This is a genomic window from Corynebacterium tuberculostearicum, assembly GCF_013408445.1.
In the GTDB taxonomy this organism is placed as follows: domain Bacteria; phylum Actinomycetota; class Actinomycetes; order Mycobacteriales; family Mycobacteriaceae; genus Corynebacterium; species Corynebacterium tuberculostearicum.
The window spans coordinates 2,377,142-2,394,129 of the sequence record NZ_JACBZL010000001.1 but is presented as its reverse complement, the minus strand read 5'-3'; the positions used below and the strand labels follow the sequence as shown (position 1 = coordinate 2,394,129).

At 62.0% G+C, this 16,988-nt stretch carries 18 protein-coding genes; 4 read left to right on the top strand and 14 right to left on the bottom strand.

Going from position 1 to position 16,988, the window contains the following annotated elements; translation table 11 throughout:
* Positions 1 to 15 precede the first annotated feature (15 nt).
* The 3 genes from mtrA to BJ985_RS11335 all read right to left on the bottom strand — a co-directional run bounded on the left by mtrA (position 16) and on the right by BJ985_RS11335 (position 1,761).
* Positions 16 to 708 carry an MtrAB system response regulator MtrA gene (mtrA, locus tag BJ985_RS11345; RefSeq protein WP_005322406.1) on the bottom strand — a complete coding sequence of 231 codons (693 nt, stop codon included), beginning with the start codon at positions 706 to 708 and terminating at the stop codon, positions 16 to 18.
* 3 nt (positions 709 to 711) lie between these two features.
* A complete protein-coding gene (locus tag BJ985_RS11340) occupies positions 712 to 1,326 on the bottom strand; it encodes a dTMP kinase (protein WP_179387512.1) in 615 nt (204 codons plus the stop codon).
* 81 nt (positions 1,327 to 1,407) lie between these two features.
* On the bottom strand, positions 1,408 to 1,761 hold the full coding sequence (locus BJ985_RS11335; protein WP_179387511.1) for a DUF4259 domain-containing protein: 354 nt from the start codon (positions 1,759 to 1,761) through the stop codon (positions 1,408 to 1,410).
* Between the two features lie 247 nt (positions 1,762 to 2,008).
* Here BJ985_RS11335 and BJ985_RS11330 point away from each other — a divergent pair, with 247 nt between their 5' ends.
* Positions 2,009 to 2,797 (top strand): hypothetical protein, encoded by a 789-nt coding sequence (locus BJ985_RS11330; RefSeq protein WP_179387510.1) that lies wholly within the window; start codon positions 2,009 to 2,011, stop codon positions 2,795 to 2,797.
* A gap of 240 nt (positions 2,798 to 3,037) precedes the next feature.
* Here the strand turns inward: BJ985_RS11330 and manA are convergent, their stop codons facing one another.
* Positions 3,038 to 4,267, bottom strand: a complete 1,230-nt coding sequence (manA, locus tag BJ985_RS11325; RefSeq protein ID WP_179387509.1) for a mannose-6-phosphate isomerase, class I — start codon at positions 4,265 to 4,267, stop codon at positions 3,038 to 3,040.
* A gap of 6 nt (positions 4,268 to 4,273) precedes the next feature.
* Positions 4,274 to 5,296: an exopolyphosphatase gene (locus BJ985_RS11320; protein ID WP_218840720.1), complete on the bottom strand. Its 1,023-nt coding sequence runs from the start codon at positions 5,294 to 5,296 to the stop codon at positions 4,274 to 4,276.
* Positions 5,297 to 5,337: 41 nt separating this feature from the next.
* Here BJ985_RS11320 and cobA point away from each other — a divergent pair, with 41 nt between their 5' ends.
* On the top strand, positions 5,338 to 6,075 hold the full coding sequence (gene cobA, locus BJ985_RS11315; protein WP_179387507.1) for a uroporphyrinogen-III C-methyltransferase: 738 nt from the start codon (positions 5,338 to 5,340) through the stop codon (positions 6,073 to 6,075).
* 117 nt (positions 6,076 to 6,192) lie between these two features.
* On the opposite strand, the gene BJ985_RS11310 is transcribed toward cobA, so the two are convergent.
* From BJ985_RS11310 to BJ985_RS11295, 4 genes are read right to left on the bottom strand one after another with little or no spacing between them, the layout of a single operon-like run.
* The gene (locus tag BJ985_RS11310) at positions 6,193 to 7,242 is read right to left on the bottom strand and encodes a sulfite exporter TauE/SafE family protein (RefSeq protein WP_179387506.1); all 1,050 of its coding nucleotides are present in this window, start codon (positions 7,240 to 7,242) and stop codon (positions 6,193 to 6,195) included.
* Complete coding sequence (locus BJ985_RS11305; protein WP_179387505.1) at positions 7,236 to 7,922, bottom strand: sirohydrochlorin chelatase; 687 nt, start codon at positions 7,920 to 7,922, stop codon at positions 7,236 to 7,238. Before BJ985_RS11305 ends, BJ985_RS11310 begins: the two co-directional genes overlap by 7 nt.
* A 10-nt stretch (positions 7,923 to 7,932) precedes the next feature.
* Positions 7,933 to 8,184 carry a hypothetical protein gene (locus tag BJ985_RS11300; RefSeq protein ID WP_179387504.1) on the bottom strand — a complete coding sequence of 84 codons (252 nt, stop codon included), beginning with the start codon at positions 8,182 to 8,184 and terminating at the stop codon, positions 7,933 to 7,935.
* Positions 8,181 to 9,857, bottom strand: coding sequence for a nitrite/sulfite reductase (locus BJ985_RS11295; RefSeq protein ID WP_179387503.1), 1,677 nt, complete (start codon positions 9,855 to 9,857; stop codon positions 8,181 to 8,183). The genes BJ985_RS11300 and BJ985_RS11295 overlap by 4 nt, the downstream gene beginning before the upstream one ends.
* A gap of 254 nt (positions 9,858 to 10,111) precedes the next feature.
* Between BJ985_RS11295 and BJ985_RS11290 the strand changes: the two genes are divergently transcribed.
* Positions 10,112 to 11,467, top strand: coding sequence for an FAD-dependent oxidoreductase (locus BJ985_RS11290; protein ID WP_179387502.1), 1,356 nt, complete (start codon positions 10,112 to 10,114; stop codon positions 11,465 to 11,467).
* Here BJ985_RS11290 and BJ985_RS11285 read toward each other — a convergent pair.
* Positions 11,464 to 12,831 carry a phosphomannomutase/phosphoglucomutase gene (locus BJ985_RS11285; RefSeq protein ID WP_005322425.1) on the bottom strand — a complete coding sequence of 456 codons (1,368 nt, stop codon included), beginning with the start codon at positions 12,829 to 12,831 and terminating at the stop codon, positions 11,464 to 11,466. The two genes, BJ985_RS11290 and BJ985_RS11285, sit on opposite strands and share 4 nt — an antisense overlap.
* 54 nt (positions 12,832 to 12,885) lie before the next feature.
* On the bottom strand, positions 12,886 to 13,353 hold the full coding sequence (locus BJ985_RS11280; protein ID WP_150850639.1) for a DUF3499 domain-containing protein: 468 nt from the start codon (positions 13,351 to 13,353) through the stop codon (positions 12,886 to 12,888).
* Between the two features lie 96 nt (positions 13,354 to 13,449).
* Between BJ985_RS11280 and BJ985_RS11275 the strand changes: the two genes are divergently transcribed.
* Positions 13,450 to 13,920, top strand: a complete 471-nt coding sequence (locus BJ985_RS11275; RefSeq protein ID WP_005322429.1) for a metallopeptidase family protein — start codon at positions 13,450 to 13,452, stop codon at positions 13,918 to 13,920.
* Positions 13,921 to 14,001: 81 nt separating this feature from the next.
* Here BJ985_RS11275 and BJ985_RS11270 read toward each other — a convergent pair whose 3' ends face one another.
* From BJ985_RS11270 to BJ985_RS11260, 3 genes are all read right to left on the bottom strand, one after another.
* Entirely contained in the window at positions 14,002 to 14,250 is a 249-nt protein-coding gene (locus tag BJ985_RS11270; RefSeq protein WP_005528147.1) for a WhiB family transcriptional regulator, read from the bottom strand.
* 566 nt (positions 14,251 to 14,816) lie between these two features.
* Entirely contained in the window at positions 14,817 to 15,911 is a 1,095-nt protein-coding gene (gene manB, locus BJ985_RS11265; protein WP_179387501.1) for a mannose-1-phosphate guanylyltransferase, read from the bottom strand.
* A 101-nt stretch (positions 15,912 to 16,012) separates the two neighbouring features.
* Positions 16,013 to 16,912 (bottom strand): glycosyltransferase family 2 protein, encoded by a 900-nt coding sequence (locus BJ985_RS11260; RefSeq protein WP_179387500.1) that lies wholly within the window; start codon positions 16,910 to 16,912, stop codon positions 16,013 to 16,015.
* Positions 16,913 to 16,988: the final 76 nt, after the last annotated feature.

The window sequence follows — 16,988 nt, the reverse complement described above, 5'->3', positions numbered from 1 at the left end:
TGATGCCGATGATCCTTACTCCCCGGCGCCGGCCTTGCCGGTCTTATACCCCACGCCGCGCACGGTCAGCACAATCTGCGGGTCTTCCGGATCGTGCTCGATCTTGGCACGTAGGCGCTGGACGTGCACGTTTACCAAGCGTGTATCAGAAGCATTGCGATAGCCCCACACGGATTCCAACAGCGATTCACGCGTGTGTACCTGGCCGGGGCGGCGTGCCATTTCCAGCAGCAGGTCGAATTCCAGCGGGGTCAGGTTCAGCTCGGTGCCATCGGTGCGGCGCACGGTATGCTCCGGCACATCAATGACAAGGTCCGCAACCTCCAGAATTTCAGATTCCGCAGAATCGGTGCGACGCAGGCGCGCACGGATTCGGGCGATGAGCTCCTTGGGCTTGAATGGCTTGGTGATGTAATCATCCGCGCCGGATTCAAGGCCGAGTACCACATCAACCGTATCGGTCTTGGCGGTCAGCATAACGATGGGCACGGAGGATTCACGGCGGATGGCACGGCAAATATCTACGCCGTTCATGCCCGGAAGCATGAGGTCCAGCAGGATGAGATCCGGCTCGTGCTGCTCAAAGGCAGGCACGGCGTCATTGCCGTCCATGACCGGAATGGGCTTGAGCCCCTCGGACTCGAGCACAATGGTCAGCATCTCTGAGATAGCCGGATCGTCATCGACAACCAAAATCTTGGGCGCCACGTTTTATTCTCCTACAAGGTCTTTTATCGCTGAAATAATAGTATCCGCATCGGCGGTAGCGATCCAGCGTCCACCCCAGCCCGCATTTGCTAGGCGCCGGTAGGCCGCGGCGGTGCGTTCTTGCAACCCGCCATCGCGCTCGTAGCGGTCGCGTTCCCGGCTGGCGTCCGCTTGGGCTCGTGCCTGCGCTCTTTCCGACGCCACCTCTACCGCCGTATCCAAATACACCTGCAGGTCCGCCTGCGGCAGGCTGAGGGTGCCAAATTCCAGATCGTGCACCCACTCCATCACCCCATCGTCTTCGAGCCGCGCCGCCGAATACGCCGCATTGGAGGCCACGTAACGATCCAGGAGCACCACAGTGTCGGATTCCTTGGCGCGCTGCAGCTGGTCCCTGACCCCATAGCGATCCAACGCGAATAGCGTCGCCATGGCATAAGCCGAATCCGTGAGGTCGCCCATCTTTCCATAGAGTGCCTTCTGCGCTAGCTGCGCGTGAATCGAATCTGCATAGCGCGGAAAGGCAATAACCTCTACGGGCCGGTCCAACGACTCCTTGAGTGCGGAGACCAACGTATTTTTACCGGCACCGTCGATTCCTTCAATGCTGATCAGCATAGGTGTGGGCTATCTTCCCTTCTGTTATTTCTCCCGCGGGGCCGCTGTCGCGCGACCGCTGCCGCGGGCGGCAGGTACGACTTAGGACAGGGCCTCAATGAAAGGCTCGAGGTCATACTCTTCCTCGACGTTTTCGAGCACCTCGAGGGCATTTTCCGTCAAGGTCTCGCTGCCAGAGCCCACCAGTTCCCTAATATAGGGGTAGTCTTCGACAACTTCGCCCGCGCTGAAGGGCGCACCAGCCCAAATGGCAGCAATGGTGGCCGCCGCTTGAGCATTCTGCTCCTCTTCTTCACTGAGCTTTGGCTTGCTGTGCGCGACCTCGCAGGCATCCTCGACGGCGCGAATTACCCCTTCTTCATCGAGGTTTGCCATCTCGTCCAAGAAATCGACGTTGAGGTCCGTGCTGAAAATATTTTCGTCCCAAGTACTCACTTTTTGACTCCTTCGGTGCTTTCAGCGCCATTTATACACGCTTTCTTGGCGAAAGAAAGCAGACGATGAAAAGGTTTGCATGGCCTTCTACGCCCGCGAACTGCCTTTTTGTTTACCTATCACAGAATTGCGATGCCGTCGCACTGTTTCCCAAACATGATAGTCTCGTTACCAACTTGTTACCGGGGCACTGTATCGCCCTCCCCCTTGGGCTGTAACGGCCCGCCTCATAGAAAGGACAGCCACGATGAAGCCAGATTCGCGCCGCGTCTACGTGTTCATTGTGGCCGGACTGATCGCCGCGGCCGTCGTCGGAGTCGCCGTCTGGCGTATGAGCTCGCCGAGCGCCAACTATTCCAATGCCGCGGATCAATCCGCGACCACCTCCGTCTCCCCGACCCACACCGCAGCCGAGGAGACCACCACTTCTTCCACGGACCGTTCCCCTTCAAAGCAGCACTCCACGCATGCTACGAGTTCCACCTCCTCGTCCGGTGATGCCAAGCACCAGCAGCCTCACAACAACGATCCGTTTCTCGCCCCTAATGCGATCGTGCGCCCACAGGCAGCAACCCAGCCCACCAAGGTATACCGCCCGGAGAATATCTCCCCGCGGGGCACCTCCCCGCAAGGCAATAACATCACCCAAGGTGGTCAAGGTACCGGCCAGGGCAACCAGCGTCTGACTCCCGATTACCCGAGCAACCAGAACGGCTCGCAGTCTACGGGCGCACCGCAGAACAACCAGGGCGGCACCACCCCGCCGACCACCACGGCCCCGTCCGCTCCGCAGCCCTCACCTGAGGCGCCTGCCGTGCAAGATAACTCGGGCAAGGATTCCGACGCCCCAGTCCAAGAACCAGCCGGCACGGAGCGACTCGAGGCCGAGAAGGCGGAGCAAGAACAGCTCACCGGCCAAGCCGCTGCAGAGCGACCTTCCGCCGATCAGAACCAAGAGCCAACCGACCTGGTGCCAACCAAGCAGGCACCGGCCACGGCCCAGCAGGCTCCGAGCGAAGCGACGCCTTCGCGCTAATCCGGAGCCGGTTCTCGACGTAAACGAACAAAACAAGCACGTTTCCTCGATTCTGAAGGCGGAAATCGGGGAAACGTGCTTGTTTTGCATGCGCTGGAGCGCAGAAGCTACGAAGCAGCCGCAATGTGCGCAAAGAATTGTGCGGAGCAGGCCACAACGCGGCCGTAATGAAGACTAAAACACGCTTCGCTTGAAACCGAAGGACGGCAGCGAAGCGTGCTTGTGTGGGATAAACGCGACCTAGGCGCGGGCGACGAAGAGGTCCGCGGTGTCGGATTCCGCAGTAGCGGTAACGAGGCCCTCGGAGGCTGGCAGCCAGACTGCCTGGCCTGGGGTCGCGGTGAGGGTCTGGCCGGCGGCATCGGTAAAGGTTACGGAACCTGCGGTACACAGGGCGATGGTCGGGCCGTCGTAATCAAGATCCACAGAAGACGAACCGGTGAGCTCCACGCGGTCCAGCAGGAATTCCTCGATGGGTACCGGGTAGGACCATGCGGCGGCATCGTGGACATTGTCTTGGGCGGACTTATCTTGTTGTTGAACACGCGGCTCGTCGGCAGCGGCGTAAGTCAAGACCTTGACCAGCTCTGGAACGTCCACGAACTTAGGCGTCAGGCCACCGCGCAACACGTTATCGGAGTTCGCCATGATCTCCACGCCGAGGCCAGAGACATAGGCGTGAAGCTGACCGGCATCTAGGTAGACGGCCTCGCCGGGCGAGAGCTCGATGTGGTTGAGCAGCAATGCGCCCAGCACACCGATATCGCCTGGGTAGCGCTGGTTGAGATCCAGCACCGTGGACATGACGCGGGACTTCCAATCGGCCGGGTCTGCGGCTATCAGGCGCTCGCCGGCGGCAACAATGGCGGAAATGAGCTCTTTGCGCTTGGCAGCCGGAATGGTGATCCACGTGGTGAAAAGGACGCGCAGGTTGGCGGACTCGGTGGTTGCCGAGGGGTCGTCGTCAAGCATGGCAACGTAGTGGTCCAGCTCAGGGCACTCAAGGGCGGCAAAAAGCTCGCGGGTGCGCGCCAAGGGGCGGAAGCCGGCCATGGCATAGAAATCCGTGAGCGCGACAATGAGCTCGGGCTTGTGATTATCGTCCTTGTAATTGCGATTAGACGCGGTGAGCTCGATGCCGGCGGCATTTTCGCGGGCAAAGCCCTCTTCTGCCTGCGCCTTTGACGGGTGCGCCTGCAAGGACAGCGGCTCCTCGGCCGCAAGCACCTTGAGCAGGAAGGGCAGGCGCTCGCCGTACTCGGCAGATACGCGGCTGCCTAGCTGCCCTGCCGGATCCTCTGCAATGACCTCATTGAGCAGTCGACCATCCACCGTGGAAGGGTCGCCGGGATGGGCGCCGAACCACAGCTCTGCGACGGGCTTATCGGCATCGGGCTGGCCCTGCAGGTGCGGGATAAGGGTACGCGAGCCCCAGGAATAGTTGCGGGTGGCGCTGTGCAACAGCTGCATGTGTTTCTATCCTTTAGAAATCTCGTAGGCGGTCGCGGCAAAACTCCGCGTAATAAGCTGCAGTGAGCGGGCAAGGTGCCCCAGGCCCGGCTCCGGGTCGATGCTGCGGACTGCAAGCGAGTTGGGCAGGTTCGCCTCTTCCTGCCCCCAGAAAACCACCTTCAAGGGTACCAAAGCACCCTCGGCGCCATCGCCATCAATGAAGGGGTCATAAAAGAGATCATTAGCCGGGGAACTATCAGAATCCCGGTCGAGCGCGCGGCGCAATTCGGCTGGGTCCACATAAGCGCTCGGCAGGCCGTGTACGGCCCAGATGGTCGCAGCCATGCGGGCCACGAGGGCATCGAGCTGCACGTGCTCGCGACGCTCAGAATAAGAGTACGGGTCGAGCACACAGGAATGGATGATGCGGGCGCCGTCAATGAACTCGCGCAATTGGCGGCCCGGATTGGTGGTGGCATCGCGCTCGGGAGAAAGCTGTGCAAGCTCACGGTCCACGGCCGCAGCGAGGTCCTCGAGGGTCTCCTTCACCGCGGTCGGGCCCTGATAGAGCAGGCAGCACAGCGCATGGAGGGCGGCAATGCTGCGCGCGGGCGAGCTGCCCTCGGCCGTCGGCAAGCAAGGGGCGACGAGCGTATCCTCCGGGCAGTCCTCCACCAGCGAACCCTTGGCCGGCCCGATGAGCACGGTGGTGGCCCCGCGCTGGCTGGCAGTAATGAGGGCGCGCGACGCCCAGTCGCACTCGCCGGGCTCGCCGACGACCACCACCACGTCCAGCGCCCCCACGTAGCGCGGGAGCGATTCGGTCACCACAATCGGGATCCGCAGCGGCTCGGCTAGGCCAACTCCCAGGTGGGCGGCTTGGCGGGCAATCGCATCGGTGGGGATAATGACCAGCGAGCGGGGATTGAGCCCGCCGAGCGCCTCGCCCCAGCGCTCTACTTCTCCGGCCACCAGGCGGATTTGGGCGCCTTCGTGCGCCACATCAAAAAAGCGCACGGTTTCGGCATCATAATTACCGGTATCCATGTGGCCCAAGCATAGTCGGCCGCCCACTAAGATGAAGTCCTATGACTTCCGCACAGATCCATCCCGTAACCCTGATTGGCGGCGGCCCCGGCGCGTGGGACCTTATTACCGTGCGCGGCATGCGCGCCCTGCAGGATGCAGAGGTTATTCTTGCCGATCATCTGGGACCTACGGCGCAGCTCGATAAGCTGTGTGATATTACTTCCAAAGAGCTTATTGACGTCTCTAAGCTCCCCTATAAGAAGTCAATCTCGCAGGAAAAGATCAACGAGCTGCTCATCGAGCACGCCCGTACCGGCCGCAAGGTGGCACGCCTTAAGGGGGGCGATCCCTTCGTCTTTGGGCGCGGTTTTGAAGAAGTGCAAGCGCTGGCGGAAGCGTCAATTCCCGCCACGGTCATTCCGGGCGTGACCTCCGCCATTTCCGTTCCCGCGGCCGTCGGCATCCCGGTAACCCAGCGCGGCATTGTCCACGGATTCACGGTGGTCTCCGGCCACCTGCCGCCCGGCCATGAGAAGTCCTTGGTGGACTGGGCAGCGCTCGCCCGCTCTGGCGCCACGCTGGCTGTCATCATGGGCGTGAAAAATGCCCCGGCGATTGCCAGTGCGCTAATCGACGCCTCCCTCTCCTCCTCTACTCCCTGCGCCATCATCCAAGAAGGCACGCTTTCTACCGAGCGCGCCTATCGCTGCACCTTGGGTACCTTGGCGCAGACGATGGCCGAGCACGAGATCTCCGCGCCGGCGGTCTACGTCATCGGCGAGGTGGCCGGGCTGTAGAAGGCAGCAGGTAGCGGGTTCTCGAGAATTGGGTGGCCGGGCCAACCTATGGCCGCGTTCTAGCCCACCGGAGGCGAGCTCTGCCCGATAACGTGGCCAAAGGTCGCGACGGAAGGGTTACGCGCGGTCCGCGGCGGGGCTTTCGGGGGCTTTGTCTTGCACGATGGTTACGCCAGACTTGCGCGAACCGTGGACGCGGTGGGCGGCGGCGACGCGCTCCGGATAATCAGGCGCATGGAAATCAGCATGGGCAGCCTCCTCAGCGTTTTCGGCTTCCAATTCCGCCGCACGCGCACGCCTGGTGCGCAGCGCGCCACGGATGGTGGCGGCCACACCGGCCGCGACCACGACTGCGATGGCAACGGAGGTAACTGCTGCAGGCACTGCCCAGCCAAAGTACGTCTCGGCACCGCCGATGACTTTGCGGATATTCAGGCCCACGATGGCCGTGCCGACGAGTCCGCCGAGCAGGACCGGGTTGATGCGGGAGATAAGCCACGCGGCGATGGGCGCGGTGATAGCGCCACCGATGAGTAGGGCAATGACTGCGGCCAAGTTGGCGACGATATCGTGCCAGAGCCCGACAATAAAGCCTGCGGTAGCGCCGAAGGTCACTAGGAACTCAGCGGCGTTGACGGTACCCACGATGCGACGCGGCTGCTCGCGGCCGATAGCCATGAGCGTTGAAGTCGACACCGGGCCCCAGCCGCCGCCACCGGTGGAATCGACGAATCCGCCCACAAGGCCAAGGCCGGCGAGAAACGGCGTGGAGTGGGTGCGCTTATAGGCGGAGCCACGGCGGCGCGGTTGGGAGAAACGCCAAATGAGGTTGGCACCGATGCCCACCAAGATGAGTGCGGTCACCGGCGCGGCCGCCGCGGTGGAGATATTCGACAGCAACGTGGCGCCCAATAAGGCGGCGATCCCGCCCGGCACGCCCAGTCGGACCACGGTTTTCCAGTCCACGTTGCCGAAGCGCGCGTGGCTCAATCCGGAGATGGCCGTGGTGCCTAGCTCGGCTGTATGAACGACGGCCGAGGCCTGCGCGGGACCGAGGCCCGCCAGCAACAACATCGTGGTAGAGGTGACGCCGAAGCCCATGCCGATGCCACCGTCCACGAGGTTGGCGGCCGCACCGGCGAGAGCGATGAGGATGAGGGTTAGCATGGCGCGAACACCTCCTGTGCGGTGCGGCGGGCGTGGTGAAAGCGATCTGCGACGAGGCCCGCGAGGTCGGTGCCTAGCGGACGGTCGACGGTCGCGGGTACGCCCGCCAGGCGGTCTAGGAGCAGGCCGTCGGTCACGAAGAGCGGGATCACGCGTACCTGGGCGGGATCTTGATGCTTGCGGCACAGGGACACAATCCCTTCGCGGCCACCGCGGGTGGCAAATTCCACCGAGACGGGCACGCCGGTGAGCGCGAAGGTGCGGTGGGCGAGCTCACGGATGGCATCGTTAACCGCGGTATCGGAGGAACCGACGGAGTAGATGACCACATGGGCGTCGCCAGGCCGGGTACGGGAGGCGAGCACGCGGGCGAGGTCCTCGCCGGTGCCGAGCCCAGGGGCGAGGTGGAGGGAAAGGTGGGAGGCATGGGAGGCTTCGGCAAGCGCGCGCGGAACGTCCACGCGCTGGTGGTAGCCCTGGGTAAAAAGCAGCGGAACTACAACGGCCTCGGTCTCCCCTAGCTGGGCGAGCTCGAGCGCGGCCGTGGTGAGGTCGGGCTCGTTGAATTCCAGGTGCGCCGCGCGGGCTGGGCGCAGACCCGTGGCCTGAGTCAGGCGCTCAATTCCAGCCGCGGCACCCGGATGCCGTGAACCGTGGGACAGGGTAATGAGTGCGGGCATGGGGACATCCTTAAGCCTCTGGCGCCGTGATGTGGCCGCGGCGGGCAAGCGAGCGCTTTAAGGCCTCATTGGACGACACGGCCGGTGCGGGGGCTACCGGGGCATCGTCTTGGCCGTGAAAGCGCACGGAGAAAATCCGCAGGCATTCCTGGCACTTCCAGGCAAAATCATCTTCCTCATCCGGGAAGAGGTCGGTGCCGGCGCAATACGGGCAGAAGCTGGGATGGTTGCGGTTGGGGTTGGGCTGACGGCGAAAATTCACTGCAAGTCCTCCTCCTTGGCGCGCAAGACCCAGTGGCGGAATTGCTCGCCTTCCTCGCGCTGCTCCTTGTATTTATTGACCAGGCGAATGACGTACTCGGGCACCTCATCGGCCACGACCTTATGGCCGCGCAGCTTGCGGCCCCAGTCCGGAGAAAGGCCAAGCGCGCCACCCAGGTGGACCTGGAATCCCTCGACGCGGTTGCCCTTGGAATCGGTAACAATCTGGCCCTTCAGGCCGATGTCCGATACCTGCGAACGCGCACAGGCGTTGGGGCAGCCGTTGAGCGCGATGGAAATCGGCACGTCCAGATCACCCAAGGTGTCTTCCAGGATGTCGACCAACTCGATGGCGCGGGCCTTCGTGGTCACGTGCGCGAGCTTGCAGAACTCGAGGCCGGTGCACGAGATGACGCCGCGGCGGAATTCGGACGGCTGGGAGTACAAGCCGGTCTCATCGAGCGCGCGCGAGAGCGCCGGAATGTCTTCTTCCTCCACATCGAGGAAGAGCAATTCCTTCATCGGGGTGGTGCGGATGCGGCTGATGCCGAACTTTTCGGCCACGTCCGCAATGGCGATGAGCTGCTCGCCGGTGGCGTGGCCCACGGTGGGTTTTACGCCGACGTAGAACTTGCCGTCTTTCTGGCGGTGCACGCCAAGGTGATCGCGGGAGCCAGGCTCGACCTCCAGTGGGATGCCATCCAACAGCGGCTTATCTAGGTATTCCTCCTCCAGCACTTGGCGGAACTTTTCGATGCCCCACTTGGCTACCAAGAACTTCAGGCGGGCACGGTTGCGATTGCGGCGGAAGCCGTAGTCACGGAAGATGCCGACCACACCGGCCCACACCTCCGGCACGCGCTCTAGGGGAACCCAGGCGCCGAGGGACTGCGAGAGCATCGGGTTGGTGGACAGGCCACCGCCAACGAAGCAATCGAATCCCGGGCCGTACTCGGGGTGGTTCACGCCCACGAAGGCAACGTCTTGAATCTCGTGCGTGACGTCCTGGCGGGAGTTGCCGGAGATAGCGGTCTTGAATTTGCGCGGAAGGTTATGGAATTCCTCGCGCGGCAGGTAGTTATTCTTGATTTCTTCGATGGCTGGGGTGGCATCGATAATCTCGTCCTCGGCCACGCCGGCAACCGGAGAGCCCAAAATGACGCGCGGCACATCGCCGCAGCCCATGAGCGTGCTCAAACCTACCGACTCGAGCTTGTCCCAAATGGTGGGCACATCCTCGATTTGAATCCAGTGCAACTGGATATTCTGGCGGTCCGTAAAGTCCGCCGTGGAGCGGGCATAATCGCGCGAGATCTCACCGACAGCGCGCAGCTTGGCAGGATCGGCACGGCCACCGTCGAAGCGCACGCGCATCATAAAGTACTCGTCTTGCAGCTCCGCGTTAGACAGCTTGGAGGTCAACTCGCCGCCCAAGTTCTGGTTGCGCTGAGTATAAAGGCCCAGCCACTTGAAGCGAGGGGCTAGGTCATCGGCTGGGATAGAGGAAAATCCCTGCTTGGAATAGATATCGATGACGCGCTGCTTGGCAGAAAGCCCGCCGTCTTCCTGCTTAATTACCTCATCGTTATTGAGGGGCTCGGTGCCGTCAATCTTCCACTGGCCTTCGGGCTTCTTGGCGCGGGGCGTGCGCTTGGTATTAGTCGCGGTGGTCATGGTGTAGATCTCAACCTGCCTTTCCAAAGTATTGAAAGACAACCTACCCGTCTAAAATAAGTAGACAAAGCGGTCTTTTTTATTTTCAAGTATAAAATCGCCCTGAACTGGGCAAAAAGGAGTCTATTTTTAGAATCTAATTCAACTCCTTGCCGCAACCTAGACTAAACGGTTCAATTGTCAGAAAGATAAGCCACAAAAAATGAACCTAGCGGTCTAGACCCCCGCGATTAAAAGAAAGGCATTCACGCAGTATGAATCAGCCCTTGAAGGTAGCCGTCATCGGCGCAGGCCCGGCCGGCATTTACGCCTCCGATATCCTGGTGAAAAAGACCGGCGGCGAGGTACAGATTGACCTCATCGAGCAGATGCCCGCGCCCTTCGGTCTCATCCGCTACGGCGTAGCGCCGGACCATCCGCGCATTAAGGGCATTATCAAGTCCCTGCACCGCGTGCTCGACACCGAGCAGATTCGCCTGTTAACCAACGTGCACATCGGCCGCGACATCACCGTCGACGAGCTACAGCAACACTACGATGCCGTGGTCTTTGCCACCGGCGCCGTGGGCGACCGCCACCGCGATATCCCTGGCGCGGACTTGGACGGCGTGCATGGCGCCGGCGAATTCGTGGGCTTCTACGATGGCAATCCGCGCTTCGAGCGAGACTGGGATCTCTCTGCCAAAGAGGTTGCGGTAATTGGCGTAGGCAATGTGGGCCTGGACGTCTCCCGCATCTTGGCCAAGACCGGCGATGAGCTCAAGGTCACCGAGATCCCCGATAATGTCTACGAGTCCCTGGCCAAGAACCAGGCTGATACCGTGCGCGTCTTCGGCCGCCGCGGCCCAGCGCAGGCCAAGTTCACCCCGCAGGAGCTCAAGGAACTGGACCATTCCGAGTCCATCAATGTTGTGGTCTCCCCCGAGGACATCGACTATGACGAAGCCTCGCTGGCCGCGCGCCAGGAGAGCAAGTCCACCGACTTGGTGTGCCAGGTGCTCGAGCAGTATGCCATCCGCGATCCCAAAAAGGCGCCACACACCCTGCAGATTCACCTCTTTGAGCAGCCGGTAGAGATCTTGGGCGAGGACGGCAAGGTCAGCGGCATCAAGACCGAGCGCACCGCGCTCAACGGCGATGGCAGCGTGCACGGCACCAGCAAATTCACCGAATGGCCGGTGCAGGCGGTCTACTTCGACACCGGCTACCGGTCCGATGCGGTCGATGGCGTGCCCTTTAACCAGGACAAGAACGTCATCAATAACGATGGCGGCCATGTTATCGATGCGGCCGGCGCGGTAGTGCCGGGCCTCTACACCACCGGGTGGATTAAGCGCGGACCGGTGGGTTTGATTGGCAATACCAAGTCCGATGCCACGGAGACGATTGGCATGCTGCTTGCCGACGCCGCCTCTGGCACCCTCCCCTCCCCCTCCAGCGCCGCGGATATCACCGAGGTCTTTGCCGAGCGCGGTATCGATTATCTGACGTGGGAGGATTGGCAGCGCTTGGACGCGGCCGAGCGCGCACTAGGCGAGCGCGAGGGCCGCGAGCGTAAGAAGTTTGTGGAGTGGGAGGACATGGTCTCCCACTCGCGCGCCGAAGATTAGCGGCGGATGATAGCAAGGACCTCGTCGACGATGGACTGCACCTCGTCGGCGGTCTTTGCCTCTACGTTGAGGCGCAGCAGCGGCTCCGTATTGGACGCGCGCACGTTGAACCATGCCTCGGTTCCCTTGAGCTCGACGGTCACGCCATCGAGTTCATCGACGGACTCAATCTTATCCGCCAGCTCATCCAGTACTGCCTGGGTAGCGGCCTTCTGGTCCTCCACGGTGGAGTTGATCTCGCCGGAGGCCTCGTAGCGGGAGTACTCCGCCATGAGCTCGCTCAGCGGCTTATCGGACTGGCCCAGAGCGGCCAGCACGTGCATCGCAGCAAGCATGCCGGAATCGGCGTTCCAGAATTCCTGGAAGTAGTAGTGCGCGGAGTGCTCGCCACCGAAGGCGGCCTGGTGCTCGGCCATCTGCGCCTTGATGAAGGAGTGGCCCACGCGGGTGCGCACCGGGGTGCCGCCCTTTTCCTTAATGAGCTCCGGCACGGTCTTGGAGGTAATCAGGTTGTGGATGATGGTAGCGCCGGGGAACTTCTCCAGGTAGCGCTCCGCCACCAGTGCACAGATGGCAGACGGCGAGACCGGCTGACCCTTTTCATCCACCACGAAGCAGCGGTCCGCATCGCCGTCGAAGGCCAAGCCAATATCGGCCTTTTGATCCACGGTGAACTTCTGCAGGTCTACGAGGTTCTTCGGGTCCAAGGGGTTCGCCTCGTGGTTCGGGAAAGTGCCATCGAGCTCGAAGTACAAATCGCGGACGTCGAAAGGCAAGCCATTGAAGACGGCCGGCACGGTGTGGCCACCCATGCCGTTGGCGGCATCGACAGCTACGACGAGCGGCTTGGAATCCTCCAGCGGTACCAGCTTGCGCAGGAAGTCGGCGTAGCCGGCCAGAATCTCCTGCTCGGCAATTGCACCCTCGGTGCCGGTGAACTCCGGGGTGCCGTCGATAAGCATCTGCTTAATCTGCTCCAAGCCGGTCTCCTGGCCCACCGGTACCGCGCCGGCGCGGCAGAGCTTAATGCCGTTGTACTTGGCTGGGTTATGGGAGGCGGTAAACATAGCGCCCGCACACTCCAGAGAGCCGGCGGCGTAGTAGAGCTCGTCGGTAGAGGTTAGCCCCAGCAGGGTCACGTTGAGGCCCTGCGAGGTCACACCCTCAGCAAAAGCGCGCGCCAAAGACGGCGAGGACGGGCGCATATCGTGTCCGACTGCTACGGTATTTTCGCCTTCTTCCCGCAGGATGGCGGCAAACGCGGCGCCCGTATCGCGCACGAAGTTCTCATCGATATCTTCGCCCACCACGCCACGGACGTCATAGGCCTTAATTACTGCATCAAGATGCTCACGAGTTCGCATAACCTGCAATAGTACCCCCGCCCGCTGGGAAACTACCGCACCACGGGGTTCGTGTCAGTCCTGTTCCGGTTCCGCGGGCGTCGTTTCATCGGGCACGACCGAAAGGTGCGCGCGACGCGCCTTTTTGGCATAAGCCACGCGGCGGGTGCGAAAGACCGGGTGATTCGAATTGGCAGGGTCCGCTCCATCAAAGGTCGCGGAATAGTCGATAGGGTCTGCACCGGATCCGGCGCTGCGGTCATCGACCAAGCCGGTGGTCACGCGGCCGTCTTCCTTGACCGCCTCTGCCAGAGCCATCAGGTCATCTTCCTCATCCAGCTCGATGCGGTCCACACGCACCAGCTCCCAACCCACAGGGGCGGAGATGCGGTCGCGGTGGGTGGCGCACAGATCCCAGCTGTGTGGGTTTTCCTCTTCCGCCAGCGGCCCAACGACGGCCGTCTGGTCCGCGTAAGCGTAGGTCAATGTCGCCACGGCGGGGCGGCCGCAGCCTGGGCGGGAGCAATGGCGAGAAATAGTCACAGCGCATAAGTCTAAACCCTTAGTTGAGATTTAGATAGTCTTCGCCTCGGCGTGGCTCCGCTAAATCCAGCCCGCCAGCACCTTAGAATCAAGGTCATGACCGCCGCTCGCCCGCATATCCGCCCCGCCCGCGACCGCCACGGCCACGGCATGCGCGGACCTCTCCTTCCCCAGCAAACCCCGCGCTACCGCAGCGCGCGCGAGCACTTCGACATGGCCGTATTGGAGGCCTATGCCCCTATCCAAAACGCCTTCGCGCCACAATTGCGGGGCCTCGACTTGGCTGTAGACACCATCCCGCGCATGCGGCTTTCGCCCGATATGACCGTGCTACCAGATGAGATTATCGCCGATGGTCCAGTTCCCCTCGGCCGCGTGGTTCCCGCCGGCGTAGATTCCGAGGGCCAGCCCACCCGCGCACGCTTGGTCATCTTCCGCATGCCCATCGAGCAACGCGCCTCCACCCCGTCCGAGCGCTCCGAGCTCCTGGGCACCGTTATTACCGCGCTGGTGGCCAACTACCTCAACTTGGACCCCGAAGAAGTGGACCCGCGCTATAGCTGGTAGCCCCGGTAAATTTCGCGGCGCAGCAGAAAAGCCCCTGGCCGCACATTGCGTGCTAGCCAGGGGCCTTACTGGACACCTTAATTATCCAATCTCGCGTTTGAGGCGGCGGCGCTCACGGTCAGATAGCCCGCCCCAAATACCGAAGCGCTCATCGTGCTCCAGCGCGTACTCCAAGCATTCATCGCGCACCGCGCAGGCCTGGCAGATACGCTTGGCCTCACGGGTAGAGCCTCCCTTTTCAGGGAAGAATGCTTCAGGGTCGGTCTGCGCGCACAGCGCCTGGTCCTGCCACTCCTGCTCGACGGCACCGAAGAGTTCATCGAGCGACATCTCTGCAGCAGCACCGCCACGGAGAATGGCGTTGTTATTAGCCATTTTGTCCACGCCTTTTCCTTTCTCCGAGGTTGGGTAATTCTCATCAGTGCGACCGACTGTACACCACATTCTCTTTGGGTAGCCCCGCGGGGATGGTGTGGAAGTAACGGCGCCGGCCGCTGTTTCTTTCACTGATGTAATTTCACACCGGATCACTAAATATCGTCAACCCGAATTGGCGGCTTCTTCGCGCTTTCCGGCAAAAACGCAGCACACGATCCCCATCCGTCACATCTGTAACAACTGATCCCCCGTGGGGGTGTAGGTAGGGGGTACTACATGTAGTGGTGCCCTGTTTTTCTGTCAACAATTTTCAGGAAATCCCGGCGTGTCGCGCGCACAATCCCGCAAAGAAGGGATCCATGCGCTTCACATCTGTGCAGATTTCGCACCATGCCGGCCGGTGCGGACAGGCGGGCTCGGTGGCCCCATAAAAAGAGAGGCCGAACCGAGGCTCCATTGTCCTCAGTTCGGCCTATGTCAGCTGGACCTAGTGCAGTGCCCAGGCCACTGCACAAGCGTTAAGCATCGGAGCTAAAACGCACGCCGGCATCAGGGATGGAAACGCCGGGGAAGACACGCATGCCATCGAGAAGCTCGCAGCGTGCGCCGATGTGGGCGCCTTCACCAATGACACAGTTCTCAATGACCGCGTTGGCGCCAATGTGGGCGCCGGAGGCAATGATCGAGTTATGGATGATGGCGCCTGGCTCAATGCGCACGCCGTCGAAGACAACGGTGCCCTCCAGGCGGGAACCCGCGCCCACCTCGGAGCCACGGCCCACGGCGGTACCGGACAGCAGCAGCACGCCACCGGCGATACCGGCGGAGGGATCCACCAGGGACTCGCCGGTCTTGCCCTCAATCAGCGGGGAAGGCGCGATGCCGCGTACCAGGTCGGAGGAACCACGGGTGAAGTCATCCGGGCGCCCCATGTCGCGCCAGTAGGAGTTGTCTACGTGGCCGACAACCAGGCGGCCTTCAGCCAAGAGCCCTGGGAAGGTTTCGCGTTCCACGGAAACAACACGGTTGGCCGGAATGGACTCGATGACGGAACGCTTGAATACATAGCAACCGGCGTTGATCTGGTTGGTTGGCGGATCCTCGGTCTTTTCTAGGAACGCGGTGACTCGGCCGTTGGAGTCGGTCGGCACGCAACCAAACGCACGCGGGTCAGCCACGTTGAGCAGGTGCATGGTGACATCGGCGTCCTTGTCATGGTGCGTGGTGAGGATCCCTTCCAGATCCATGCCGGAGAGCACGTCGCCATTGAAGACCATGACCGTGTCATTGCGCAGCTTGTCGTAGACGTTGCGGATGCCGCCGCCGGTGCCGAGCGCGGTCTCTTCCACCACGTACTCGATCTCCAGGCCCAGATCGGAGCCATCACCGAAGTACTCCTCAAAGACCTCGGCCTTATAGGAGGTAGACATGACAACGTGCTCAATGCCGGCGGCCTTGATGCGGGCGAGCAGGTGCTGCAGGAACGGGTAGTTTGCCGTCGGCAGCATCGGCTTCGGCGTACCGATGGTTAATGGGCGCAGGCGGGTGCCGCGGCCGCCGACGAGAATCACTGCATCCGTGCTGGCACCGTGGGTGGTGGCTGCTTCAGTCATAGTCTTCCTTATGTATGCGGACAGTTTTATTCTGTGATTTTCTGAGGGACAGTGTAGAGCGTATGGCGCGCAATCCAGGTCAACGGCACGCGCACCGGACCTTAAGAACGTGCCGAGGCTGAGGCAATAAGCCCGCGGACTCGCAGTCCCAGCCACAACGCGCCACGCAGTGGGGCCTGCCACCATGCGGGGTGGCGGTCTGCCTGAAAGCGATAGGCGGAGTTGTGGTGGGCGCGCAGCATCGCTCCGGCGTGCGCTTGGGTGGAATGCCCCTTAGCGTGGCTGATGACGGCCTCCGGGCAGAAGATGTTCTGGTAGCCGGCGCGCGTGAAGCGATCTCCCAGATCCACGTCTTCGAGGTACATGAAATAGCGCTCATCAAACCCGCCGATGGCGTCGAAGGCCTCCCAGCGCACAAGAAGGCAGGAACCGGATAACCATCCGGCCGGGCGCTGGGCGGTCATATCGGCTTCATCGCGGTAGGCGCGCGACCACGGATTGGACGGCCAGATCGAAGAAAAGAGTGCGTGCCCAATGCCGGTAGCCACGGTGGGCACGGCGCGAGCCGAGGGATAATTGCTGCCATCCGGTTCCACGATGCGCGGGCCCACGGCTGCAGCATCCGGCCACTGGCGAGCGCACTCGATGAGCTGGTCAATAGATCCCGGGGTAAAGGTGACATCGGGATTAGAGATAAGGAAAAATTCCTCATCCACGCCACCGTGCTCGCGGGCGAAGCGGGCACCCGCATTCATGCCAGCGCCGTAGCCGATATTTCCCCCGGTATCGAGAAAGTCCACTCCGGCGCGCTCGCGGGCAGCGGCCTCGGGCACGCCGTCGGTGGAGCCATTATCCGCAAGCACGACCTTGGTGCCGCGAGCGCAGGCGCCCGGCAGGGAGTCCAAGAAACTACCGAGGTATTCACCGGGACTATAGGTCACGGTGATCACGGCCAGCGGGGATTGATTTGGTGTAGTCACAATGGCCCCGAGCTTAGTCACTGGCGCTCCTCGCACCGGGCAGGGACACTGCCCGAACACGCGAAATCGGACACGGATCACTAATTTTTGCCCGTTC

Bases quoted from the DNA above. Each gene is read 5' to 3' on its own strand.
- BJ985_RS11330 (WP_179387510.1), top strand. From the start codon at position 2,009: ATGAAGCCAGATTCGCGCCGCGTCTACGTGTTCATTGTGGCCGGACTG.
- manB (WP_179387501.1), bottom strand. From the start codon at position 15,911: ATGACTGAAGCAGCCACCACCCACGGTGCCAGCACGGATGCAGTGATT.
- BJ985_RS11295 (WP_179387503.1), bottom strand. From the start codon at position 9,857: ATGACCACCGCGACTAATACCAAGCGCACGCCCCGCGCCAAGAAGCCC.
- BJ985_RS11310 (WP_179387506.1), bottom strand. From the start codon at position 7,242: ATGCTAACCCTCATCCTCATCGCTCTCGCCGGTGCGGCCGCCAACCTC.
- BJ985_RS11285 (WP_005322425.1), bottom strand. From the start codon at position 12,831: ATGCGAACTCGTGAGCATCTTGATGCAGTAATTAAGGCCTATGACGTC.
- BJ985_RS11290 (WP_179387502.1), top strand. From the start codon at position 10,112: ATGAATCAGCCCTTGAAGGTAGCCGTCATCGGCGCAGGCCCGGCCGGC.
- BJ985_RS11275 (WP_005322429.1), top strand. From the start codon at position 13,450: ATGACCGCCGCTCGCCCGCATATCCGCCCCGCCCGCGACCGCCACGGC.
- manA (WP_179387509.1), bottom strand. From the start codon at position 4,267: ATGCAGCTGTTGCACAGCGCCACCCGCAACTATTCCTGGGGCTCGCGT.
- BJ985_RS11270 (WP_005528147.1), bottom strand. From the start codon at position 14,250: ATGTCGCTCGATGAACTCTTCGGTGCCGTCGAGCAGGAGTGGCAGGAC.
- cobA (WP_179387507.1), top strand. From the start codon at position 5,338: ATGACTTCCGCACAGATCCATCCCGTAACCCTGATTGGCGGCGGCCCC.
- BJ985_RS11305 (WP_179387505.1), bottom strand. From the start codon at position 7,922: ATGCCCGCACTCATTACCCTGTCCCACGGTTCACGGCATCCGGGTGCC.
- BJ985_RS11320 (WP_218840720.1), bottom strand. From the start codon at position 5,296: ATGGATACCGGTAATTATGATGCCGAAACCGTGCGCTTTTTTGATGTG.
- BJ985_RS11340 (WP_179387512.1), bottom strand. From the start codon at position 1,326: ATGCTGATCAGCATTGAAGGAATCGACGGTGCCGGTAAAAATACGTTG.